The organism is Niabella beijingensis, assembly GCF_020034665.1.
Classification (GTDB): domain Bacteria; phylum Bacteroidota; class Bacteroidia; order Chitinophagales; family Chitinophagaceae; genus Niabella; species Niabella beijingensis.
The window spans coordinates 424,722-449,688 of sequence record NZ_JAIQDI010000001.1; the positions used below are offsets into that span (position 1 = coordinate 424,722).

Sequence of the window (24,967 nt, forward strand, 5' to 3'; positions counted from 1 at the left end):
CAGGCAGCTGCAGGTGCCAAAAAAAAAGCCCGGATTTATCAATAAATCCGGGCTATCATTCATTAAAGCGTTCAACAAGCTCAGGATACCGGCATCAGGCTGCGGTGTATAATGGCACCGGTGTGCGCCGGATCCAGTTCCAGCACCTGCCCCAGGTATTGATCTGCCTTTGCGGCGTCGCCCAGTCCCAGATAACCCAGTCCCATCAGATAGCAGCAATGGATCCTGTTGCGCAGGTCCAGGTCATCATCAAAGATCATCAGGTCCGGCAGCGACACGGCAAAAAAGTCGATGGTCACCGTATCCTCCAGGTGTGTTTCGCCGTACCGGATCAGGTTGCGGAACCGCTGCGCCGCTTCCCCGCTCCTTCCCAATTTCTGCAATGCCATTCCCTGGTAGAAGATCTTATCCGGCTGCTGGTCGTTATAATAGATGGCCGGTGTGGGTTCCGAAAGACCCACCACTGCTTTTTCCCAGTAGATCTTTGCGGCAGGCATGTTGCCCCCGGCTTCCTCCACACATCCCAGCCAGTAGTTGATGTCATTTTCCTGTGCACCGTATAATTTTCCTTCTCCCAGGTTTTCCGGGTATTCCTGCGCCTTATGCAGCAGACTTCCTGCATCGTCCAGGTCATTCTTTGCCAGCGACTGTTTGGCGCGTTCCACATGGATCAGCATGTGCTGACCGGAAGTTTTGCCCTCGCCACCTTCCCAGGGATGAAAATTACGGGCTTTCAGCAACTGGCCGGCTTCTTCAAACCTGCCCAGCAGGGAATGCAGCCCGATGTATTCAATATACAGATCATCGCGTTCTCTTACCTGTACGGAATACTGGTTTAAATAGGACAGCCTGGACTCGGGATCGATATTAAACCGTTTCTTTAACTGATCCAGTTCAAACAACACCCTCGAATCAGACGGGTCCGCATCAAATGCTTTCTGGAACAGGTAGAGCGCTTCTTCTTTTTTATCAAACTTATTGTAATAGGCAATTCCCAGGTTCCGGTTCGTGGTAGCAAAATCCGGATTGATGGCCAGCGATTGCTCCCAGCAGCTGCGGGCCGGATCGTACAACCTTTTCCCGTAATAAAAATTACCCAAATAATACAGGACTTTGTAGTCTCCGGGATGCAGTTCCGTAGCTGTTTTCAGCACTTTTATGTCTTCTATACGGTTGGGAAACACACCATCCGGGTCCATCCCGAACGCCTTTTGTAACCATACGCCCGTCTGTTCACTGTTCCCAGACCGGTGGCTGAAATAGCCCAGGTAATAATACACCAACGGATCCGTTGTATGATCTGCCGTCAATGATAAAAATGTTATCGCATCTTCGTACAGACCTGCAGCGGCATATTGTAAGGCCATTTCTATAAAAGAATAGGAACGGTTACGCATCTGCTGTTGAAGTTGCTGTAGCTCCTGTTCTGCCGCCGCCGTATTTCCCTGCTGTTGCAGGTGCCGCCACCATTCAAACCGGGCGGCAAAATCAAATCCATCTATGATCAGTGTTTCCTCCAGTAAAGCCGCGGCATCCGTTGTCCGTTGCAATTGCCGCAGTGCCACAGCCTTTATATGACGCGCTTTCAGACTGTGATAATTTTTTAAAACAGATTTTTCAGCAAACTCCGCGCAGGCCTCCCAGTCGTTCTGAAGCGCACTAATGTATGCCAGTTGCAGGTAGGCGTTATCCTGCATTGCGGCATTCCAGGTGCTTTTATACAGCCAGGTCTTTGCTTCTTCCAGCCGATGCAGGTATCGCAGACAAAGACCCAGGTTATACAGGGGTTCACCGTCATAAGGGTTGGGGTTCTTCGCCGTAAGCTTTTCCACCGCCGCACGCAGATAGGGTTCCGCCGTTTCAAACTGACCGCGGCGCAGGTACCAGAGTCCCATTGCATTGTTGCAGCGTACATCCGTTGCATCTCTTCGCAACGCTTCCTGGTAATAATCCAACGGTGAATACGTAGCATGCCGGTACTGCTCCAGATGCAGACCCGCAAGATAAAGTTCTTCGGTAGTGGAAAGCGCTTCCGGCCGCAGTATGGGCTTTGCAGGATCCGGTATGGCATCCGTATTGCGTTCTACAGGTGTGTAGGCGATCAGCAATTTGCCGTTCTCATCCAGCACTTCTGCTGTCAGCTGCCGGGCTTCAAACTGAGCAATCTTGATCTGCTTTTCAAAACTTTTAAGGGGGGATAACACAACAGTATCTGCAAACAGCTCCTGCCCTTCCTGTATCAGCCGTATCGTCACCGTCCGTTCCTGCGTTACGTATGCCTGTACTGTAGCCGCCTGTTCCGTGGTTTCCAGGTTCACCATCGCATCTATAGAAGCATTCTTTACATACCCGATGTTCTTATAGGGCATGAAGTATTGCTTGAATGTTCTTACTTCATTGGGCATGATCCAGCTGAAATCCGGCTGGTTATCGGTGTACACGCCGCACATCAGTTCAAAGTAAGGGCCATCTTCATCTGTAAGCTGACGATCCCAGGCCTTACCAAATTCACCACAGCCCCAGGTCCATTGTTTTTTACCCGGACTCACATGATGATCGGCCACGTGCATGAGCCCTGCCTTTTTCTGATGGTGGTATCCTCCCACAAAATTGAAAGCACTGTTCACCGCCATATAAGAGGTAGGTACCGGTATATTGGTATAGATCGAAATATCGGTACCGGGTGCATAATCTACTTTATAGTAGGTACCCGTTGCAATGGGAAAGGAACTTACATCCCTTTTGCCATGATCAAAAACGGCATTTACATCCGGGGGAAATACACTCTGGTAATGTTCATCCACAGCAACCGCAGGGTTGGCCCACCACAAAAAGGTCTGCGGGAACGGTGTACGATTATACAATTTTGCTTCCAGCTCAATATAGGCTTTATCGGGATACAGGGTAAAACCCAGCGCACACTTGGTGCCGAATAGCTGCTCATATTCGTTTACCCATACCGTCTTGCTGCCGTTTTTATTTTCAATGATCTGAAAGTCGGTTGCATCAAACGTGGTAGGACGGTGGTGTTGCGGCCAGTTAAACTCGATACCGCCGCTGATCCAGGGACCCAGCAGGCCCACCAGCGCCGGTTTGATGACCTTATTATGATATACAAAATGATAATCATTGGTTTTATCGTAGGCCATCTGTATCCGCCCGCCCAGCTCCGGAAGGATCATCACCTTCAGATAGTCGTTCTCCAGGTATAAAGCGGTCCATTCCTTCTCCTCTTTTTCATCGTATACTTTATCGATCACCTTGTAAGGATATACCACGCCACTGCTTCCCTGATACACGCGTTTTTCCAGGAACATAGGATTCTTGTCGGGGTGTCCGGTTTTATAGGTAGGAATCTTAACCACTTCCTGCCAAGCATGCACTTCCATAGTCTTCTTTTTATGATTGTAGAAAATTAATTTTAGTTGTTATGATTAATGCCCGGAAAAAACGGTATCCATTTCTTCCAGTGATTTTCCTTTGGTTTCCTTCACCCGGAATTTCAAAAACAAAAAGCCGAGCACACAGACACCCGCGTAGATATAAAAAGGCGTGTAGGTCCCCAGGTTTTTTGCCAGTATCGGAAAGGTAAAGGTCAGTACCGCATAGGAAGCCCAGAGGGCCAGCACTGCAATGGAGGTAGCAGCTCCTCTTACTTTGTTGGGAAATATCTCCGAAATGAGTACCCAGGTAACCGGTGCGAGCGTCATTGCATACAGTCCGATCGCGGCCAGCAGCGACCAGGAAGCAGCGGCAGATTTCTGTTTCAGCAAGGTTGCGCTTATCAGGTACAACAATGTCAGTCCGACGGACCCCAGCAACATCAGTGGCCGGCGTCCCAGTTTATCCACCTGCCACATCGCCACCAGGGTACAGATCATATTCACCAACCCGATAAACACGGTTTGTTTCAATTGGTCATCCTGACTAAAGCCGACGCTTTCAAAAATATTTGCGGTGTAGTTAAAGACTACGTTGATACCGCAGAGCTGCTGGAATACTGCCAGGCCAATACCGATCAGCACTACCGGGAAGATGGACCGCTGGAATACATCTTTATAACGCACCACCATATCACCGGCAACCGATCTGCGGATCGCTTCCAGCGTGTGCACCGCATAATCCCCGCCGCCGATCTTTTTTAATATTTTTTCTGCAAGGGAAAAATTCCCGGCCTTGGCCAGCCAGCGGGGACTTTCGGGCAGCCAGCAAACACCTATTAAAAAAAGCGCGGATGGAACGGCTCCCAATCCTACCATCCAGCGCCAGGCATCCGCCCCTTCATTCCGCAGACTATAATTTACCAGGTTGGTAATAAAAATCCCGATCACGATGGTCAGCTGGTTGATGGCCACCATCCGGCCACGCATATTCGTTGGCGCCACTTCCGCGATGTACATAGGCGACAGGACGGACGCCATCCCCACTCCGATCCCTGCAGCAAAACGGGCCGCTATGAACAGGCCACTATTGTGTGAAAAGGCCATCGCCAGAGAAGAAACAAAGAACACGGCCGCTGCCAGCATCAGCCCCTTCCGGCGGCCCCAGCGGTCGGAGAGCCTGCCGGCCAGCAAACATCCTGCAATACATCCCAATGCCAGCGATGCTGTTGCAAACCCTTCCTGCACCTCGTTAAAACCGAATTGCTCCTTTAAGAACGGAAGTGCCCCGGCGATCACTGCAAAGTCGAACCCAAAAAGGTAGCCGCCCAATGCAGAAATAAACGAAATGCCGATGATATAGGAAGTATTAAACTGATACTGACTTTGCATACAGAAGCGATTTAGAAACACAAAGATGCGCACATAAAAAGGTAAATAGAATGGATATCCTTATGAAAAAAAAGGATGATCTTATGAAGAAGGCGTTGTGCACCTGCTCTGGTGAACAGGCAGGATCCGGGCCGCATACCAATCGCACTATATATCTTACCTTTTGCAAGCCCCATTAACGAAAAAAAAGTAACCATTTTATTTTTTCAGCAACAGTAGCTGATCCTGCCTCAATGCCGTTTGCGGCACAAATTGCACACTGTTCATATACTGTAATAAACTGTAACGCAACTGACGTGCTGCCGGCCGCTGATCCAACCGGTCTGTAATATTCATGGAGGTCATCAGCAGCTTTCCTTTTCCCACGCGCGCTTCGATCACATTGGCCATTTTCCGGTTCTTAAAAAAATTATCGATCACCCGTACCACCGGTGTCATTGCCGGTAAGGAATCGATGATCATCGTTTTTGAAGAAGTGATCAGGTCCCACCACTGCCAGTCGCTGTGAAATGCGGTAGGGAACTGTTGCAGGGCCGGATGCTGCGGGTTACACAGGATACCCATGGTACCCGGCTGATCCGGGAAGTGTACCGGGCTCCAGAACACCGGGGCAAAGCGACCGTTAACGCCTTTCAGCGCGGATGTATCCGGGTTCAACAATACGCTCTTTCCTTCCTCCAGTAATTTTTGAGCTTCGGAAAAAGAACGCGTAAAGGCTATATTGTCCGCATTATCCTCAACCGTTGCCGGGTATACCCATATCCGCCATTGGTTTTTATACGCGGTGCCTTTCAACTCCAATTCTATAGTAAGCATTGCTGCTTTCTTTATTCCATTTAAAACAAACTGTGCTTCGCCGATCCGGCTGCCATTGCCCACCGGCAGGTCGGCCGCGGGCCAGTCTTTTTTGAACAGCACTTTCCCGGAGCGGTCTTTAATGGTGAGTTGCGGCAACGCCCGTTTCAGGGTACCGGAGCTAAAATTAGCGATCGCCGCCGCAACGCTGAAGGTTTCATCGTTCGTGTATGCCGCCTTACTAAACCGGAGCAAGGGTACTACTTCCGAGCTGTACATCCGGTGCTGTTGCGGGGTTACCAGTTGCTTACTGTCCCAGAATGCATCCAGGATGCCCACCAGCGCCGTACCCTGACCGGGAAAATCGTGCAGGTCCAGCAACTGGTATCCGCTGATGCCATTTGTTTTTAACGCACGTTCCATTTCCTCCTTATACAGCTGCGCAGCAAAGATGCCGCTGGCCAGTGTAAAAGAATCGGCCAGCTGCAACAGGTTCTTTTTACGGAGATCATTGCGCACGGCTTTAAAATTCAGCGGATCCAGCACACCGGTATATTTGCCAATCTCTTTCAGATTCGGGTAAACAGAATACTGTCCGATCTCGTGGGTGATGAGGGGCACAGCAGCGCCTTCAACGGCTGCAGTGTAATCGGTGGAAAAATCCGGTGTATGGTCATTAAACACCCCCTGCCCTCTTACCCATCCTTTTTTGGTATACTGGGTAATGAAAAAATCATCTCCCGGCTCCGGCCAGCGGCCATGATCCTTCTCAAACGTGAACGTGGTGGTGGTATATAAATGCCGCTTGTCTCTTTGCTTCATTTTGGTCAGCAATCCATGCAACCAGTTAAAATCGCCCTGCAATTCATTTCCCAGGGACAAGAGGCAAAATGACGGGTGGTTGCCATAAGTTTCACTGATCCTTGCGGCCTCACTTTCCAGGAACCGGTTGGTGGCCGCATCCTCACCGGCATGCAGGTTCCAGAACGGCAGCTCCACCTGCAGGTAAAAGCCCATAGAATCGGCCACTTCAAAAGCCGCCTGTGGCGGACACCAGGAGTGAAAACGCAGGTGGTTCAATCCATAGCTTTTAGCAGCCCGGAATACTTTCAGCCAGCCCTCATGCGTCATCGGCGGGTGCCCGGTCAATGGAAAAATATTGCATTCCAGCGTGCCTCTTAAAAACACCGGACGGCCATTCATACGAAGGGTTTGCTGATCGTTGGTCATGGCCCTTAACCCAAAGCGGGTTTCCTTCCGGTCCAGCAATTTTCCGGTGGTGGTTTGCAACGCCACTTCTACCCTGTATAACTGCGGATCAAATTCATCCCACAGTTTTGCGTTATTACCCAGGGATAATTCCATCTCATTACCGGATGACCCGGGTGCCACCGTAACCGGCATGTTGCGGACAGCCACCTGTTTGCCTCCCAGGAATACGGTTGTTTTTAAAACGGCTTTCTGAATACCGGCATTATGATTCTCCAATTTTATTTTCAGGCCTACCCGTTTTTGTGTCACATCCGGATACGTTTGTACCATACCTACAGAAAGCCGGTTATGGGCACTCAATTTTATGGCACCGATAACACCGTTCCAGATGATCTGCGTTCCATCCGTATAGGCATGCGCCATATCCCTTACTGAGATATCATGTTGCTTGCGGTTGTCGATGCGGATCGTTAACAGGTGTGTTCCGGGGGTAAGGTAGTTGCTCAGCTCGAATACATGGGGTGTACTCAGGCTTTCATCGGTTCCTGCCTCTTTGCCATCTACCCAAACCCGGGTATTCCAGATCACACGCTCCAGGTACAACCGGATCTGCTTATCCTTCCACCCTGCGGGTATCACCACCCGCTTGCTGTACCAGGCCGGTCCTATATACGAATGCTTACGGGTGAGCATAAGCATCACGTCCTTATTCATCACGTTCGTGTCCTGCTTTATCTTTTCACCGATACCGGCATCATCCAGCGTGCCGGGTAGTTGTATGGCCTGTCCCTCGTCCTTCTTAAACCATGCTGCTCCTATCCCGCGATCCTCCTTATCCAGCCTTACGTTCCATGTGCCGGCCAGGGAAATATCCTGCTGCGCATTTACCTGCGCCACGCAAAAAAGAAAAAGGTATGCTAAAAAGGTTCGCATCGTTGTTGGTAATAACATACTCATTTGTTTTTTCATCGCACTACAAAGTTTCTTTAACTGTACGGGACCCAGGGCCGACTCCGGCAAGCATACCCCGCAAATTTATGATCAAACATAGCACTGACCTGTTGTATTTTCAATAGCTAATCTTCGGAAAAAGATAGATTTTCTGATGCTGAATGCGGTTGGGCTGGTTGAGCTACCTGCTTTTTTTATTGTCCCGACTGCAATGCTTATGGCGGCGGTCTTGCGTCGCACTCTTTGGCACCTCAATACAGGGCAGCTGGTTGTGGAGCGCAGCGACTGGTGGGACAGGGAGTTACCGTTTAGTAAGCCTACTTAAACTACTTTTATATAAGGCCATCGGCCTGGGCTTTCTTAACAACTCCGGATCCGAACGTTCGGATTATTCCGGAGAACAAACATGCTACAGAACATCAGAGTGCCGCAGGCATGGCCAATAAAACGCCGGCATGAGTTACAGGCCCCTCCTGCCCCCTATGCAGGTTTATACAACACCCGAAACACGATTTTCAACTATTGAAAAATGAGTATATTAGCAAAACAAACCGGCAGAACATCAAAAATCGTTGCTCAAAACCTATACACCAGATGAGTCATTTAAAAGATATTTACGAACTGCAGGAGGATAAATCTATTCTCAATCTTAAGTTCTTTTTTATAAGCAAAGGCAGGCAGGATGTTGTAAAAGTGGTTCAGTATGCATTTGTACAAAAGTTAAACGGCAGAAATGTATATAACCTTGGCTTTGATGATTATGATCTAGATAACGATGTTATCATTGATCATATCAACACTAATAATGGAGATGCTTATAAAGTGTTTAATACCATTTTAAGCACCATTCCCGGTTTCTTTAAAAGCTATGATGGCAGCATTCTAATGGTGCAGGGCAGCGACGGAAGACCGGAGTTTCCTGAGCATTGCAGACTAACGTGCAGGAAAAAATGCCTGAACGAATGCAAAAATCATAACAGAAGAATCACCATATACCGTGGGTACATCAATAAGCATTACGAAGCATTAACAACTGAATATCACTTCTTTGGAGGCAAAAAAGACCAGGCACAGCACATTTTGTTAGAGCCTTATGAACGTTATAAAACATACGATTCTGTATTCATTTTTCAAAAAAAGATATAACTTTACAGTATGAAAACTAAAAAGACAGAATCAAAAAAGATGGTGAAGGTAACCGAAGCCGGGCTCTTGTCTTTAGTTGCTGCTAAACTTAAAGGCAAGGTTTTATTTACCAAAAAAGTGGAGGATGCAAAAAACTATCTGCAAAAAGTAAAAACTGTATCTGTATAAAACAAAAGTGTAAAATAAATTTTAAAGGTGTCAGTTATTGATGCCTTTTTTTATTGATATACGTTTGTTTTTTTCAAGTTTTTTGCTGTTTGGGGCGACCGGCGGGACAAAGAGTATCCATTCATCACAAAATTTCTTTTAATTGCGCGGTGCTCAAACCCGTTACCGGGCGGAAGCGCTCAGATCTCATATACCGCAGCATGCTGTAATACAACTGCCTTGCTGCCGGATCTCCCTTCAACTGATCCAGTGGTGTCATGCACACCAGCAATTTACCTCTTCCCATGCTGCACTCAAAGATCAGTCCCAGCTTATGGTTGCGGTCGATATTATCAATCACCTGCACCAGCGGCCGGTAGGTTGCCGGCAGGGCATCCAGTATCAACGGGCGTGCGTTTTTGATAATGCTCCACCATTGCCAGCTGGCATAATATTCCGTGGGAAAATGATCAAACAGCGGCAATTCCGGCCGTGTAAGTATCCCCAATGTACCGGCTGATTGCGGCCGCTGTTGTTTTTCTGCAGCCTCTTTAAACACTTTCCAGTTCCAGAATTCCGTAATGAACTGTCCGCCCACTGATTTTGCTTTTATGCTTTCATGATCCGGGAACAGCAATACTTTTGCTCCTTCCCGTAAGGCTTCGATGGTCTTATCATCCAGCTTTTTTGAGATCACTATCCCGGACGACATGTCCAGCTCCTGTTTGGATGGGTATACCCAAACGGGATAATGATTGCTATAAGAAGTACCTTCAAGTGCAACCTGCACCATCAATTTTGCAGCTGCGTTAATGCCGGATAACGGGAAACGGATATTTCCCACAGGAATAACACCTTTATGGTCTTTTCCGATCTTCAGCTTTCCGCTGCCCAGCACCTGACCCTGCAGGTTGACTATTTTCCAGTACACGGTTCTTCCCGAAAGATTTTCCGGGCTATAATTTACCAGCTGTATGTCTGCCGTAAACTGCTCATTGTTTGCCCAGGTATACTTATCCATCAGCACCTGCAGCGTACGGTCGCTACAAAACTGCCGGAAGACCTCCGGGGTAATCAGTCCTTTGCTCCGCATAAAGGAATTCAGCAAACCTACCAGTGCCGTGCCCTGTCCGGGAAAATCCTGCAGGTCCAGCAACTGAAAGCCTCCGAAGCCGGGTGTTCCCAATGCCATTTCAATTTCCCGCCGGTACAACTGTACGGCCAGCATGCCTGATGCTTTAAAGAAATCAGCAGCCTGATCGCCCATGCCCGCCTTTTGCAAACGCTCCCTGAAGATCCGGAGGTTTGCCGGCTGAAGCACACCGGTGTATTGCGGAAGCTCTGTATAATCCGGATAGAGCTGGTATTGCCCGATCTCATGTCCTATTACCGGCAGGTGATACGGTTTAATGGCTTCACTGTAGTTGCGTCGTGTATTGGCGCGCATGGTGTTTAAAATTCCATTACCGGCATCTTCCGTTGTAGCAAAACCGCCCCGCACATCAAACCGGCCATCAGGGGTTTCCTTACCTGTCCGCATCGTTACCCAGAAATCATCCCCCGGCCCCGGATGCGGGTCGTTATAAAATGCATTTGTACCAACGGTATATAGCCGGCGGTTATCATCGTAAGCCCGTAATTCTTTTATCATTTTATCCGGCACCGTTTCATCACCTGCCAGTTCATTGCCCAGCGATAACATCACAAATGATGGATGATTTCCATAGGCGTCCAGGATCGCTTTGCCTTCCTCATATTGAAAGCGGTTCTGAAAACTGTCCTTACTGTTGAAATTGGACCAGTTGGGCAGCTCGGCCTGGATATAGATGCCCTCGATATCCGCAGCTTCAAAAGCGGCTTCCGGCGGGGTATAGGAATGAAAACGATACTGATTGATCCCGTATTGTTTTGCGATACGGTACAGGCGTTGCCATTCCGCTGTAGCAGTGGGCGGAAATCCTGTTAAAGGGAAAACACAGCTTTCATTTTTTCCACGTAAAAAAGTGATCCGGTTATTGATGCTGAATTGTGTACCTTGCGGACGGAACGTTCGAAGCCCGGCATTTAATGTCCTCCGGTCTGCAACGCCATTCTTATCATACAGTGTTACCGTAATGCGGTAAAGTGCCGGGTGGTATTCATCCCAAAACAGGGCCTCAGTACCTAACGGATAATCCAGTACTACCATACGATCCGTTGTTTGTTCAGCGAGATTATACCACTGCGTTTTTGCCCGATGCGGTTTCGCCGTATTCCATGCTGATGCTTCTATTTTGATACGGGCGGTTTTGTGATCTTTATGCTCACCTCCCAAGCGGATGCTGAGCCGGAACAGCCGCTTGTCTGCATCTGGTTTCACCCGCACCTGCTCCAAACCAGTACTATTATGGTTTTCCAGGAAGATATTGCCGATGATGCCGTTCCAGTTGGTTTGTGTATGTTCACTCAACGCATGCGAACCACCCACTGCAAAAAGAGAAGGCGTATTGTCTACGCAGATGGTTAGTGTATGCCACCCGGGTCCCGGGTGACCGAGTTCGATCACTTGTGCGGCAGACAGCAATCTGCTCTCGCCTATCTGAACTCCATCCAGCCAGACGGTTGTGGCTTTTGTACGTTCCAGGTGCAGCGCTATTATTTTCCCTTTCCAGGATGCCGGTATGTGGATGCGTTTCTGGTACCAGGACTTGCCGGTATAGGACCAGGATTCATTTAGATGCTGTGTAGTAGGTTGGGTATTCCGGACTCCCTTACGCCACTGCGCCATGGAACCGGGCAGGGTTACCGTTTCGGTAAACAGGCTGTCCATCCAGCGTTGTACCACTCCTGTATTTTGCGGATCCATACGAAACCCCCAACTACCGCTCAGGGAAACGCGCTCCCGCGCAAATGGCTGCGCATTGCCATGAATACTCAGCAATATCCATAACAGGATTCCTGCTATACGTGTTTTTAAAATATCAATCATTATAAATACAGGCCTGCAGTCCGGCAAGCATCCTTCGCATTTAGTGTTCAAACATAGCACCGATCTGGTGCACTTTCAATGGCTAATTTTCGGAAAAAGATAGATCTTTTGATGTTAAAGAGCAGTGGCTGCGGCGGGATTTTTATTATCCCGGCCGCAGTACTCATGGCAGCAGTTTCTCTGTGGAACTCGGGAACCAGTAGAACGGGGAGTCGTCTTTTTAACGTATGCTTTTTAAAGTTCGTCGGCCCGGCCTGTTAACAACTCGGGAATTTATTCCGGAATCGAAACAGTTACTGAATACAAAGTGCCGTAGGCACGATCAATAAAGGCATCCTCATGTACACCAAGTCCTATTTGTCCCACAGCTCCGCCTTGATACCACTTGTCCTTGACGCCATCCACCCATGATCCGAGCCTATGGCTCTCGGTCTGTACTACAGCCCGTTAACAACGAACTAAAGTTCGTTGTTAAAAAACTAAACCGAGGCGAAGCCTTTTAACTGTATTTAGATACCCTTGTGAGCATTTCTCCAACAAGCCACTAAAGACCATTCTACTGCTATAACTCCGGAATTTACTCAGGGATCAAACATACCAAGGAACATGCAAGTGTCATCGGCATTGTCAGTAAAGACGCACGCCTGACCTATGGCTTTTCCGGCCCCGCAGCCCTGTATTAATATTATTTTTCAAAATATCATCCGATTATGATCTGAGCCTGTGGTTCTTCTTCTTCACTACAGTCTGTTAACAACGTACTGAAATTCGTTGTTAAAAAACTAAAATGAGGCGATGCCCCTTCACTGTATTTACACACCGTCGTGAACATTTCTCCCACACACCATCAAAGGCCATCGGCCTGCTGCTATATAACTCCGGAATTTATTCCGGGGACTAAAACATGCTAAGAGACCAGAGTGCCATAGGCACGACCAATATCACCTTCCCGTTCCCAGCTTCCAGTACCGTTGCAATGCCTCTGCATAATAATAATCAGCATAAATCAGCGGCACGTCGATATCCGCATTTTTCGGATAGTTACCAACACCATGTTTCAAAAGAAAACCACCATTTTCACCGGTAGCGGCGCGGTAGGCCGGGGAGCACAGGCTTTGCAACATTTTTTCTGCCGCCGCCATATAGCTTTTGCGCTCTTTTCCGGATGTATAGGTAGCCAGCTCCAGCAGGGCAGAGCAGATCACCGCACCTGCAGAAACATCCCTTGGTGCATTGGGGATCCCGGGTGCATCAAAATCCCAGTAAGGTATCTTGTTTGCAGGAAGGCGCGGATGGGACAGCAGAAATTGAGCAATATTCCGGGCCTGTTCCAGGTATTTCGGGTCGCGGGTTTCGCGGTAGGTCATGGTATAGCCATACAATCCCCAGGCCTGGCCCCGTGCCCATGCTGAGCTGTCGGCAGCCCCCTGCACCGTTTGTTTTTTTAATACGCTACCGTCCTTTGGGTTGTAGATCACCAGGTGATGCGAACTGTAATCCGGACGGTAATGATGATTCATCGTGGTATTGGCATGGGTCACTGCTATATGGTAAAAAGAAGAATCTCCGGTCATCTTTGTAGCTTCAAACAACAGTTCCAGGTTCATCATATTGTCAATAATCACCATAAACCGGCCGGCATCCGAATCCCAGGAACGGATGCACCCTACTTTTTCACTGAACCGGCTTGCCAGCGACCGTGCACTGTTGATCAGGATCTCTTTATACTCCGGCTTCGGAGCCAGCCGTTCTGCATTACCAAAAGAGCAGTACATCATAAAGCCCAGGTCATGCGTTGTTTTATTGTATTGCTCTTTTTCCAGCACGTTCATTTTTTGCAACGCTTCCTTGTATAAAGCGCTGTCCTTCGTATACTCAAAAAGATACAACAATGCACCGGGGTAAAAACCACCCACCCAGGGCTCGGAACCGCTGGTGACCAGTTTATCCTCTTTAGCATACCAGGTTACGGGGAACCGGGCGACATCCAGCCGTTGCATCATTACCTTGTATTGCTGTGCCGATTCATTCATACACTGCACTACCTCCCGTTGCAGTTTTTTCCGGGTCTTTAGATGCTGTGCGTTTAATGTGTTCAACAAAAAACAACAGGCAAGCAACCAATAAATCCGGCGCAACCTTATTTTATTCATATTATTTTATTTAGTACCTCTTCAAGTGATTTGTAAGTACACCATACGCGGCAGCTTATGGTCCGAGCTTATGGCTCTCTACCGTTTTTACGAATATCCGGCAACGACCCGGGGTTCGTTGCCGGAACACGGACCGGGGCTATACCTCTTATAACACCTCCGTTACCATGAAAGGCAACAGGCCCAATATCAGCAGACCACTCCGGATCCGAACATTCGGATTATTCCACAAAAATGCCTCCTATCTGAGATCTGAGTACCAGCGGCACGATATACTTTATTAACCTGACGAATACGATAAGAACACCAACCACGGCCTGACATTAACTTCTTACCATTTTAAAACCATTTCATAATCCGGTCTGCGATTAGCCGGTGGCCTTTCCCATTGGGGTGATTGCTCTGCGCCATATAATCGCGTAGCTGTTTTCCGTTCCGGGCCTGCTCGTAAAAAGCGGCATAGCTGTCTGCAAGACCGATCTTATATTTTGCAGCCAATTGTATCAGCTGCTGACTGAACTGACTCAGGATATTATCCTGCTTAAGAATATCCACCGTAAGATCCGCAGAAGGGGTCATCAGGATGATCTTTATATGCTTCTTCAATGCCTTCCGGATCATCTTCTCCATGGCAATCCGGGATGCTTCCAGGCCAATGGCCCGGTCGTTGAGGGCATAATCGATAAACAATACATCCGGGCGGTGCGGCAGCACCTCCTTCTCAAACCGCTTTTGTCCCTGCACGGAATTTTCGCCGCCGATGGATGTGGTGATCACATTGATGACGGCATTGGGATACAGCTCCTTCAATTGCTGCAATACCTGGTGCGGGTAGGCTTCCAGCGTATGCACCGCAGGCGTTTGAAAATACCCGCTGGGTACGGAATGCCCGTGAAATACCAGGTTGATCGTCCGGTTGGCGGGCCATTTCTTTTTCAATTCGGTCTTCAGCTCCTCCAAGTAGGTTTGCGGATCTGCCTGCGCCATTCCGGCCACGGCCCAGTGCAATGCCAGAATAAGCAGTGATAAACGGGTCATCCAGTTTTTCATCTTTTTGTTTTTAAATCTATTTGTAAGCGGCAGCAACCGTAGTTCCATTCTCCGGCAACTGCAGCCGTTGCGTTTTATCATTGATCGCTACTGTTACCGTTACACTTTTGTGCAACGGATCGCTGATATATAGTTTCCCTTTTTTAACAACCATCATGCAAGGCTGATCCGTTTGCAGGTAGCGCCGCTGATCCAGCATCAGTTTACCTCCTGTATAGAATGCCGCCATGACCACGCCGTCTGAAAAACGAACGGCCTGTATATCCTTATCGTTCCGCAGCACTTTCCAATCCGGTTTCAGCGCAAGCACAGCGGCCTGTTCGGCGGTCTTTGCTGTACTTAACACATAGCCGGAAGGTTGACCTGCGCGATGCAGCAGTACCGGCATAAATACAGCTTCGCGCACAGTATCCCTGGATTCTGCATTGTTGATCGCATACCAGGTGCCGGACCTTTGCTCCGCGTGTACTTCCATAACCGCCGGCTGCAGCGGGATATAGGCAAATCCTGCATGATGGATCCAGCGTACCTGATCCAGCCGCGTTGTTCCGCCCCGCAGTACCTGCGTTGGACTGTTGACCGTTACCGGACCCCGCAGGCGGCATTGATCCAGTGCGGTGTAAACCGGTTCGGAAACCTGATCTGTTTTTAAACCGCCTGCCAGGCATATTATCTTATCCCCATAACAGGCCCAGAACTTACGCGCCTCCAGTGTTTGCTTCCCGGTTGTATCCGCAATGATGAGGTGCATGGCCGTTACACCGCATAAGGAGTCGCCCGCGCTGCCGGCAAAAGCCTGGCGGTTTGCCTGGTAAGCACCTTTAAAAGTTGTTACGCCAGGCAGGTGCGACCAGTCCCAGACCGGCATCAGATCCGTATACTCCTTTCCATCCCTGACCAGGTAAGCATCACCGCTATTGAGCAGGCGGCCTTTTAAGTTTTCATGATTGATGGATTCGGTAGCCAGCGTACGGGTCGAAATGGTTTTTATAAAAAAGCTAAACCCTTTCCGGTGATACGCAGCAAAATCTGAATAGGGATAATAGCGGAAGCCCTGCAAGCCCGCTTTCCCATTCTGAACGGCACTTAGCCGGTCCCAGTCTGCAGACCTGGAAGGCTGCAGCTCTTTCATAAAAGGGATCAACGGCCGTACATCAGCGCTTTCCAGTTCACCTTTCCGGGAGGCCGACCGGTCCATGGTTCCCGGCACGGTATAAATTCCCCGGGCCATCCATTGCCAGCCGTTCAGCATCATACCGGTCAGCAATGCTACCTTATCTTCCGGAAAGGCAAGTGCGGTGCCCTTTAACTGCCAGGCCACCCGCAGGCTCTCCAACAAAAATGCTTTTCCATACTGGTACATCTGCAGCCGGTGGCCGTGCTGCTGAAAGCTGTAATCCGGCTGAATGCCCTCCCCTGTTCCGGTTTTGATCTCCTTTACGATCAGCGCCTGACAACGTTGCACCAGCTTTTCATCACCGGTAAGCGCGCCGTAATGCAATCCCAGGTCGGCACACCAGACCAGGTTTCCGGCAAGATAATCTTCGTGTACCCGCAGCTGGTTCAGTACTTCCAGCGCGGCCTTCATACGTTGCGGATCCAATTGGTTGCGGAGCAGGATGATGATGTCCCGCATATAGCGGGGAATGCCGATTTCATTGTGCCACCAGTTCGTACTCTGGTACCGCTTCAACAGCCAGTGGTCAAGTGCTTTTTCCATTGCAATTAACAGCCGGGTACTGTTCCGGTCCGGGGATCCCGGAGCCGCCCAGCACAAAGCCATATCACGAATCCGTTTGAGGTGGTCCGGTACTTTCCATGCGGCCGGTTCCTTATCGTTATAATCAATATCCGGCCAGCGCCCATCCGGTTGCAGGGTACGTATCCAGCTGCCTGTATGCGTTACAGGCAATACACTGGTTTGGAACAAATACCTGCTGTACCGGTCCAGTATGGTATCTGCCTGTGCGTTCGCCACCACGGCAAACAATAAAATAAAAACGATATTCAAACTGATCCTGCGCATATCTTATTTTCTGTGATCTTCAAAAAAGCACTGCCTCCTATTTTTTGAGCGCCCGGTAACGCATAAGCGCTTCAAGATAGTAATAGTCTGCGTAAATAAGGGGCACATCCACCTCAATATTTCCCGGTACGCCTCCCGATGCATGTTTGAGGATGAACCCGCCGTTCTCCCCGGTTGCTGCACGGTAAGCCGGTGACGACAGCGATTGCAGCATGGTTTCTGCTGCGTGCTGGTAACGCTCGCCTGTCTTACGATCCACATATCCTGCCAGCTCCAGCAATGCCGATGCGGTGATCGCAGCTGCGGATGCATCCCTGGGCACCGGCTGGTATTTTAAAGGATCAAAGTTCCAGGGCGGATCAAAGCCCGCCTGACCCACATTAAAATCCCAGTAGGGAACCTTATCCTCTGGCAGGTTGGAATGATTCAGGAAAAAATCGGCCATGCCGGTTGCTGTTTGCAAAAAGCGGGGATCCTTTGTTTCGCGGTATACCATGGTGAACCCATAGATGCCCCAGGCCTGACCGCGCGACCAGGCAGAGTTATCTGAAAAACCCTGTTGCGTCTCCCGGCTCTTTACGGCGCCGGTCTCCACATCATAGTCCACCACATGATAGCAGCTGAAATCAGGACGTACCTGGTTCTTCATGGTCATCTCCGCATGTTTGATCGCCATATCTTTATAAAGCGGTTCCCCGGTTACGCTTGAAGCGAAGAACAATAATTCCAGGTTCATCATATTATCGATGATCACGGGAAATTTCAGGATCCGTTTTCCATCCAGGGATTTTACCTGGTCCCAGGACTGGATGCAGCCTACACGTGGATCAAACCGGCGGGCCAGCGACTGCGCCGAGCGTACCAGGATGGCTTTATCTTCCGGCCTGCCAAACAACCGGTAGGCATTGCCATAACTGCAATACATCATAAAACCAAGATCATGATGTGCGGTCATTGTTTTTAGCGGCTCCATCTTTTTCAGTTTAGCCTTAGCTTCATTCAATAAACCCTGATCCCGCGAAAATTCATAGAGGTACAGCAGCCCGCCGGGATAAAAACCGCTGGTCCAGGCAGCAGGTGTTACTGTTTGTAACATTCCTTTTTCAAAGGTCCGGGGCCATTGATCCGGCTTTAGCTGTTGTTTTAAATAGTTATACTGGCGCACGGAAGCCTGCAAGTTTTCTGTTACCAGTGCCTGCATCTCCGGGCGGGGCCTTAACCGGTGCTGTTTCTGGGCGTTTACCGGAACTGGTATTGCCCCTGACAATAGCAGGCAACTGCCGAGCAAGACGTTCTTTAAACCATTCTTCATATCCATCTCAAAATTTGTCCTGATCTATTTTTTAAATAACTGCTGCAACAGGGCCGGAGCCAACGCTTCGGTTGGCGCAAAGGCATTGCTGCTGATATACTTCTTCAGACTGTACAATAATTGCCTTGCCACAGGACGCTGATCCAGCTGGTGTTTCAGATCAATGGCTGAAACCAGTAATTTTCCCTTACCTACGCGTGCTTCAAACAACAGGCTGATCTTACGGGGATTGTTCCAATCGGGGATCATCTGTACCAGCGGCTTAAATCCGAACGGGAAATACTCCAGCACCATGGGCCTTGAATGGGCTACAAGGTCCCACCACTGCCAGTCGGAATGAAAGGCCGTTGGAAAGAACTGTAAGGCCGGATGTTTCGGATCACAAAGGATCCCTAACAGGTTGGGCGGCATACCGGACCACACCGTGTTCCAGGAAATGCCCGAGAACCCGGGTGCCGCATCGGTATTTACTTTTGCGGTATCGGCCAGCAACAATACACTACCTCCTTTCTCCAAAACCCTTGCCACCTGATCATCCCAGCTATCGGCTACCAGCACCTTACCCGGATCCACTTCCGGCTGTTTTTGCGGATATACCCATACATTCCAGTCATTATTGTAGTCCGTACCACGTATGCCGATCGTCAGCTTTAGCTGTACGGCCGTTTCAATCTTATCCAACGGAATGGCGATCTCTCCCAGCGTGAACAGGCTGCCCACCGGTATATCGGCCGGTGCAAAACTTCCCGAAGCATATACGGTGCCATCCTGGTAACAGAGCGACCATTCACCTGTAGCACCTTTCAGCGCAGCACTGTCGAAATTAGCAAACTGCGCCGTTGCCGTAAAAGTCTGTGCATTCGTCCAGGTAAAACCATCCGTTCTTAATAAAGGTACCCTGGTATTTTGAAACCTGCGGAAGGCCGCCGCTGTTGTATAAGGCTTGGGATCCCAGAAGATGTCTACCACACCTACCGGTGCGGTGCCCTGACCGGGAAAATCGTTCAATTGCAACATATGATAACCACCGAGTCCGGGTGTACGCAGGTAGGACTCCACTTCCTCTTTCTTCTGGATGACCTGGAATTTTCCCGAGGCCATCATAAAATCTTCCGCCTGGTCCAGCATGTTACGTTCGCGCAGCAGCTCCCGGAACAGTTCATAATTATACGGTTTCAATACACCCGTATATTTCGGAATTTCTTTAAAGTTGGGATACACACACCACTGACCGATCTCATGCGTGATCATCGGCACCTTGTTCTTGACCACATAATCCGAATAATCATACCGGGTATCCAGCGCCTTTACATTGAAGCGGCTTTTGAGCCCTTCCTTCCAGCGGTGCGGCCGGGCACCATACAATACATGATAATCATTCGCATCAATAAGAGGGTACGCTGCACTTCCGGTATAAAGGCGTCGCGGGTCCAGCTGTTTCCAGTGCGTAACCTGCGCTGTAAGAAATTCCTTTACAGCCGGGCCTACCAGCTCATTACCTTCACAGAACATGATAAATGACGGGTGGTTGCCATAGGCATTTAAGATGGCTTCACCCTCCCTGCGCAAAAATCCATTTACGGCGCTGTCCTTACCAATGGTAAACCGCCAGTCAGGATTTTCTACCTGCAGGTAAAAGCCCAGTTCATCTGCTGCCTCAAAAGCCGCTTCCGGCGGGCACCAGGTATGAAAGCGCATCGCATTTAATCCATAATTCTTACAGGTGGTAAAGATCCGGACCCATTCCTTTTTATCTGCAGGCGGATAGCCGGTCAGCGGAAACTCTGAAGAGTTCACCGTTCCCCTGATGAATGACGGCCTTCCGTTAACGACAAAGCGGGTGCCTTGCGTTGCAAGATCACGCACACCGAAGGTCACTTCGGTTCCATCATTATATTGCTGTGCATTTCCGGTAGCGTTCAATGTCAGCTGCAACCGGTACAATGCGGGATTAAATTCATCCCATAACTGAACCGGTGTTCCCAGCGGTATTTCGGCAGTAACGGTAGACATAGAATCTGTCCCGGAAAAACGGAGGCTTCGTTCCGGAACCTGTTGCGGCGTTGCAGTATGCAGTACAATACCATTGCACCGTATTGTCCCCTCCACGGGTTTGCGGCTGCTGTTTTGAATATCGATCTTCAATTTTACCGTGCCTTTTGCTGCATCCGGATAGGCCTGTACACCGGCGATATGCACCTTGTCAAAAGCACGCAACTCTATTTTACCAATGATGCCGTTCCAGTTGGTTTGCGTTTCTGCACTGATGGCGTGCGCATATTCGATGTCATAGATCTTATCATTGTTGACCCGGATCCTTATCTTATTTTTCTTACCGGGTTTCAGCAACGAAGTCACCACATAACGATGCGGTACAGAAAGGCTCTCCCGCTTGCCGGCCGGCCGGTCGTTGACCCATACATCGGTTTGCCAGTGCGCCCGTTCAAGAAAAAGCTCTACTTCTTTATCGTTCCACTGCTCCGGCACTTCGATCTCTTTTTCATACCAGGCAATGCCCTTATACTCAAAAGCACGCGTTAAACGCAGGGAGGTCATCCCCTGTGTCTTGTATCCTTTACCCGCCTGGTCCGTAGACCCCGGCAATGTGATCGTTTCCGCCAGGGATGGCAGCAATTGTACACCATTACTGTTAACGCCGGTTTCAAAGGGGTCGAGTTTAAACTTCCACACGCCTTCCAGGCCCAGGGCTTTGCGGGAGGAAGGGGTATACGGCTGTGCCTGTGTCGTAAACACGATGCCCAGCAATAAGGCCGTTATCCAATAAACCGGAATGCTTCTCATCATCTGCTCAAAAACTTTTTTATTATTACTGGTAGAGCCCGGTTACGGTCACCACGGATTTAGCTGGCAGCCGTATTTCGCGGGCATTTGCTATCGAATGTTTCAGGTTCTGTGTGTCATCTGTGGTATAAGTAGTAACGGAACTATCTGTCATTCCATTTAATTGTACGGTCTGTTCCTGGTTCCACGGATTGATCAGTACCACGACCGTCTTCCTTTTATTCACCTCTTTATACGCTGATACAAGGACATTCCCTGTATCCGTTTTCCCTGAAACCGTTGCAGCGATCCGTTTCATTCCCGGCCGCACAAAACGGGCAAAATTACCAAAGACCCAGAGTTGTTTTGAGTCTGAAACAATGCCGTCTGTTTTGCAACCCGGTACATCTATCCTGCCGGACGGGGCATTGATATACACCAGCGCATCACTGTAATCGTAAGGGCTCATGGCCAGCCACCACTGCCAGGATGTTGTGTTGGCCACCGTAAGATCATGGTGGATCACTTTTGCTACATATAATCCGTAATCGATACCGGTATTACGCGGTGCACCGCTGTATTGATTGCAGATATTACCAAGGATACCGAACTCTGTTTGCCATGTTTGCAAAGGCGCCAGTTGCTGCACTACAGAACGCACCTGCTGCCGGGTGGTAACAGCTGTAGCATCCGGACAGGTACTAAAATAACTATGTGCAGAAATAATGCCGGCAACCTGCGGCAGGCTACCGATATAGGTAGGTGTTCCCGGTTCAAAGAACTGACGGGCCTGATCGCCGCAGCCTTCTTCATTTTTACCAAAGATATAATCCCACTGCCCGGCTTCACCCACTACGATCTTTGCGCTTGTATTTTCCATCTTTGGAGCAATGGCCTTTACCAAATCAGCGATCTCCGTATTCACTGCCTGTGTACCTTCCTGGCCGGCTCCGTCGGCCTTTCCCCACTTCCATTGCGGCTCATTTACCGGGCTCAGAAAATCGAACTTAAAATGATCCGTCACCTTTGCTAAAAAACCGGCATAGGCATCCATCATCCCATCTTTTATGTTCATTCGCGTGCCGCCGGAGGCATTATAAGCCTTTCCGTTCTGCGTCATGAAAACAGGAGGTGTCAGCGAAAAGCCCAGTGTATAAGCAACACCCCGTTTTTTTGCTGCTTCCAAAAACCATTGCTGTCCTTGTTGTTTGTTCCAATCATAAGAACCATCGGCATTCATAAAACATTCCTCTCTCCGCCATTCGTCTTTTATATTGCTCGCGGTGCCCTGTTCAAAACTTCCGCCACCGATATTAAAGCGCCACAGGGAAAGGCCGATGCCTTCCGGACTTCCATCTTTTAAGGTATCCATGCTGAAAAGCAGGTCGGCTATTTTGTTCTTTTTTTGTTCATCCTGCCAGTTGCCGATAAACTTTGCCGTCCAGCAATCCGAAGCACCAAAACTGTGCATTGTCTGCTGTTCCTGTGAAGGATAGAGTGTCACTATTATTTTTTCCGGGGGCAAAATGGCACCGGGTTTATCACCTGCGGGCTTTTTATCACAGGCCCAGGGAAGTGACAGCACATGCATCAGCACAAATACACACCCTGCTTTTTTTATAATTCGTTTTATCGTCCGTTTAGCTGCTGGTCTCTTTTTTAAAAATATCATCCGATTATTTGTTAGCGTCCTTAAAGCGAAGGACAGTTTATAGTTCCCGTAGCGCATGAATGTTCCGCAGATCAAACAGTGAAACAAAAGATCAGCGCTAATCACCGGAAAAATCGATTGTCCTCCTAATTCCCCGTTCGTACGATCCGGAACCGTTGCAGCACCAGGTCGTAAGAAGCTTTATAGGTACCGGCCGGACTCGTTGAAAAGCCCCAGTTGGCCCCGCCGGTGCTGGCACCTACCGCCCCCACGGTGGTGATCAGATCTCCATAATCATCTTTCATAGCGGCACGCGCTGCTGCCAGGCGGAACCATCCCCTTCCCCACACATCCCCGCCCAAAGCGGCCAAAGGTGCATTCAGACTCATATTTGACGACCCTCCGGTTGTTTGAAATGTTCCGGTAAATAAATATTTGTTATCGGGATCCCTTACTAATTTGGGCGAAGTTCCCGCTTCCGTCCAGCCACCGGCGCTACCCGTAATGGTAGGTCCGGTTACTGAAAGATACTGCCAGGGGCTGGCATCGGACCAGCCCGGATATTTTACCGCATCCACCGGTAATGCAGGTGTATAAGGTACGGCGCTTATCGTCCGGTTCGTCATATCAACAGTAACGTGATAATACCCTTTCTGCGTTACCGGAAGCTTAAAGCCGGCCTCCTGCAGGTTTACCGTAAGCGTTCCCGGCGCCGCTGAATTTGAACCGATGACGTTGCCGCCATCCAGTGTATAATTGATCCCTGCCTGGGTTCCTCCTGTATTGTTAAATGGTTTGTCGTTACCCATGAATGCTACAAACCGGATATTTTCTGCGCCTGAAGCGGGATAATAATAGTCTATAAGAAAGCTGTTGGCACCCTGCTTTTTCATGGAGTAAATCGTACCAATGCCCCTGCAACCACCGGCCTGGTCATATCCCTGTGCAGTCACCTCTGTTGCATTCAGCGCATCGGATAAATAAAGGCGATCGATATATCCTACACTTACTTCCCCGCCCATTGTTTTTTTATTACCGCTGGCATCGGTCGATCGGATAATATACTGATACAATCCCGGTTTACCCGCGGGCAGCTCCAGGCTCCTGGTCAATGTATATTGTTTTTTTGCTGCATCATCTGCGGGTGTAATCTTTTCATAAAGATCCACCGGCTCACCATCCGCCGCCGCTCCCCATAGTTTAAGTTCGATGTCATTAATCTCCCGGTCTTTGACAGTGGCTTCAAAGTCAACCTTAACGGGGTCTGCCGAAAATCCGAGGAATTTGGTCACAGTAGGTTTTACCACCTCGATATTCGGTGGCAGCTCATCCGGATCATAGCCCGGAATCAGGTTTTCAGAAGAAAGATCTTCTACCGTCACGTATTTTTTGATCAACCCGCCCTGACTGTTGGTGATCAGGAATTCCAGCGTATGCTGGGTACGGTTCACATCTTTGGGCACCAGGAAACTGTCCTGTATGGAAAACGATGCCCGGTTGCTGACATTAAAAGCCGTATCCAGCTGCCATTCACCGTTTTTCAGCTGTACGGTTTCAATTCCCTTCTCATCTTTGATCACCGCCTGCACAGCTACTTTATATTTTGGACCGATCCAGTGCAAGCGGGCACTGGCGCCTTCCAGCATGGGCAACGGAGTAGTTGCACCCGGAGGAAAGGTAAGTGCCTTATTGCAGGCGACAAACAGCCACAGCAGGTTCAGTCCAATAAACAGTATACTATATATTCTTTTCATAAATCGCCTATTTTAACATTCAATACGATTAAAACATTAAGAAGTCAATCAGCAATAAGACCTTGATCATCTATAATTGAAACATTAAGAACTTAAGTAACATTAAGACCTTCATCACCTTAAATCCTTAATGGTTCAAACAACGCTAATATCATCAGGATTCCATCCACCTTAACGATCACTTATAATTCAAACATTAAGAACTTAAGTAGTAGTAAGACCTTCATCACCTTAACTCCTTAATGGCTC

General features: G+C 49.1%; 13 protein-coding genes. 2 read left to right on the plus strand and 11 right to left on the minus strand.

Annotated features, from left to right (window positions below):
- Positions 1 to 80: 80 nt before the first annotated feature.
- The 3 genes from K7B07_RS01670 to K7B07_RS01680 all read right to left on the minus strand — a co-directional run bounded on the left by K7B07_RS01670 (position 81) and on the right by K7B07_RS01680 (position 7,730).
- A complete protein-coding gene (locus K7B07_RS01670; RefSeq protein ID WP_223706878.1) occupies positions 81 to 3,389 on the minus strand; it encodes a DUF5107 domain-containing protein in 3,309 nt (1,102 codons plus the stop codon).
- A gap of 45 nt (positions 3,390 to 3,434) precedes the next feature.
- Positions 3,435 to 4,772: a sugar porter family MFS transporter gene (locus K7B07_RS01675; protein WP_223706880.1), complete on the minus strand. Its 1,338-nt coding sequence runs from the start codon at positions 4,770 to 4,772 to the stop codon at positions 3,435 to 3,437.
- 198 nt (positions 4,773 to 4,970) lie between these two features.
- On the minus strand, positions 4,971 to 7,730 hold the full coding sequence (locus K7B07_RS01680; RefSeq protein WP_223706882.1) for a sugar-binding domain-containing protein: 2,760 nt from the start codon (positions 7,728 to 7,730) through the stop codon (positions 4,971 to 4,973).
- Positions 7,731 to 8,324: 594 nt separating this feature from the next.
- Between K7B07_RS01680 and K7B07_RS01685 the strand changes: the two genes are divergently transcribed.
- Positions 8,325 to 8,876, plus strand: coding sequence for a DUF6934 family protein (locus K7B07_RS01685; RefSeq protein WP_223706884.1), 552 nt, complete (start codon positions 8,325 to 8,327; stop codon positions 8,874 to 8,876).
- A gap of 9 nt (positions 8,877 to 8,885) precedes the next feature.
- The gene (locus tag K7B07_RS01690) at positions 8,886 to 9,044 is read left to right on the plus strand and encodes a hypothetical protein (RefSeq protein WP_223706886.1); all 159 of its coding nucleotides are present in this window, start codon (positions 8,886 to 8,888) and stop codon (positions 9,042 to 9,044) included.
- A gap of 124 nt (positions 9,045 to 9,168) precedes the next feature.
- Here the strand turns inward: K7B07_RS01690 and K7B07_RS01695 are convergent, their stop codons facing one another.
- The 8 genes from K7B07_RS01695 to K7B07_RS01730 form a co-directional block, all read right to left on the minus strand.
- Complete coding sequence (locus K7B07_RS01695; RefSeq protein WP_223706888.1) at positions 9,169 to 11,991, minus strand: glycoside hydrolase family 2 TIM barrel-domain containing protein; 2,823 nt, start codon at positions 11,989 to 11,991, stop codon at positions 9,169 to 9,171.
- A gap of 941 nt (positions 11,992 to 12,932) precedes the next feature.
- Positions 12,933 to 14,144, minus strand: a complete 1,212-nt coding sequence (locus K7B07_RS01700; RefSeq protein ID WP_223706889.1) for a glycoside hydrolase family 88 protein — start codon at positions 14,142 to 14,144, stop codon at positions 12,933 to 12,935.
- Between the two features lie 339 nt (positions 14,145 to 14,483).
- Entirely contained in the window at positions 14,484 to 15,194 is a 711-nt protein-coding gene (locus K7B07_RS01705) for an SGNH/GDSL hydrolase family protein (protein WP_223706891.1), read from the minus strand.
- Positions 15,195 to 15,210: 16 nt separating this feature from the next.
- Positions 15,211 to 17,220 (minus strand): polysaccharide lyase family 8 super-sandwich domain-containing protein, encoded by a 2,010-nt coding sequence (locus K7B07_RS01710; RefSeq protein ID WP_223706893.1) that lies wholly within the window; start codon positions 17,218 to 17,220, stop codon positions 15,211 to 15,213.
- Between the two features lie 37 nt (positions 17,221 to 17,257).
- Positions 17,258 to 18,532: a glycoside hydrolase family 88 protein gene (locus K7B07_RS01715; RefSeq protein ID WP_223706895.1), complete on the minus strand. Its 1,275-nt coding sequence runs from the start codon at positions 18,530 to 18,532 to the stop codon at positions 17,258 to 17,260.
- A gap of 24 nt (positions 18,533 to 18,556) precedes the next feature.
- The gene (locus K7B07_RS01720) at positions 18,557 to 21,337 is read right to left on the minus strand and encodes a sugar-binding domain-containing protein (protein WP_223706897.1); all 2,781 of its coding nucleotides are present in this window, start codon (positions 21,335 to 21,337) and stop codon (positions 18,557 to 18,559) included.
- 22 nt (positions 21,338 to 21,359) lie between these two features.
- The gene (locus K7B07_RS01725) at positions 21,360 to 22,985 is read right to left on the minus strand and encodes a glycoside hydrolase (RefSeq protein WP_223706898.1); all 1,626 of its coding nucleotides are present in this window, start codon (positions 22,983 to 22,985) and stop codon (positions 21,360 to 21,362) included.
- Positions 22,986 to 23,110: 125 nt separating this feature from the next.
- Positions 23,111 to 24,718, minus strand: a complete 1,608-nt coding sequence (locus tag K7B07_RS01730; RefSeq protein WP_223706900.1) for a hypothetical protein — start codon at positions 24,716 to 24,718, stop codon at positions 23,111 to 23,113.
- Positions 24,719 to 24,967 lie beyond the last annotated feature (249 nt).

Coding starts and splice junctions, on each gene's coding strand:
- K7B07_RS01670 (WP_223706878.1), bottom strand. CDS start 3,389: ATGGAAGTGCATGCTTGGCAGGAAGTGGTTAAGATTCCTACCTATAAA.
- K7B07_RS01675 (WP_223706880.1), bottom strand. CDS start 4,772: ATGCAAAGTCAGTATCAGTTTAATACTTCCTATATCATCGGCATTTCG.
- K7B07_RS01680 (WP_223706882.1), bottom strand. CDS start 7,730: ATGTTATTACCAACAACGATGCGAACCTTTTTAGCATACCTTTTTCTT.
- K7B07_RS01685 (WP_223706884.1), top strand. CDS start 8,325: ATGAGTCATTTAAAAGATATTTACGAACTGCAGGAGGATAAATCTATT.
- K7B07_RS01690 (WP_223706886.1), top strand. CDS start 8,886: ATGAAAACTAAAAAGACAGAATCAAAAAAGATGGTGAAGGTAACCGAA.
- K7B07_RS01695 (WP_223706888.1), bottom strand. CDS start 11,991: ATGATTGATATTTTAAAAACACGTATAGCAGGAATCCTGTTATGGATA.
- K7B07_RS01700 (WP_223706889.1), bottom strand. CDS start 14,144: ATGAATAAAATAAGGTTGCGCCGGATTTATTGGTTGCTTGCCTGTTGT.
- K7B07_RS01705 (WP_223706891.1), bottom strand. CDS start 15,194: ATGAAAAACTGGATGACCCGTTTATCACTGCTTATTCTGGCATTGCAC.
- K7B07_RS01710 (WP_223706893.1), bottom strand. CDS start 17,220: ATGCGCAGGATCAGTTTGAATATCGTTTTTATTTTATTGTTTGCCGTG.
- K7B07_RS01715 (WP_223706895.1), bottom strand. CDS start 18,532: ATGAAGAATGGTTTAAAGAACGTCTTGCTCGGCAGTTGCCTGCTATTG.
- K7B07_RS01720 (WP_223706897.1), bottom strand. CDS start 21,337: ATGATGAGAAGCATTCCGGTTTATTGGATAACGGCCTTATTGCTGGGC.
- K7B07_RS01725 (WP_223706898.1), bottom strand. CDS start 22,985: ATGATATTTTTAAAAAAGAGACCAGCAGCTAAACGGACGATAAAACGA.
- K7B07_RS01730 (WP_223706900.1), bottom strand. CDS start 24,718: ATGAAAAGAATATATAGTATACTGTTTATTGGACTGAACCTGCTGTGG.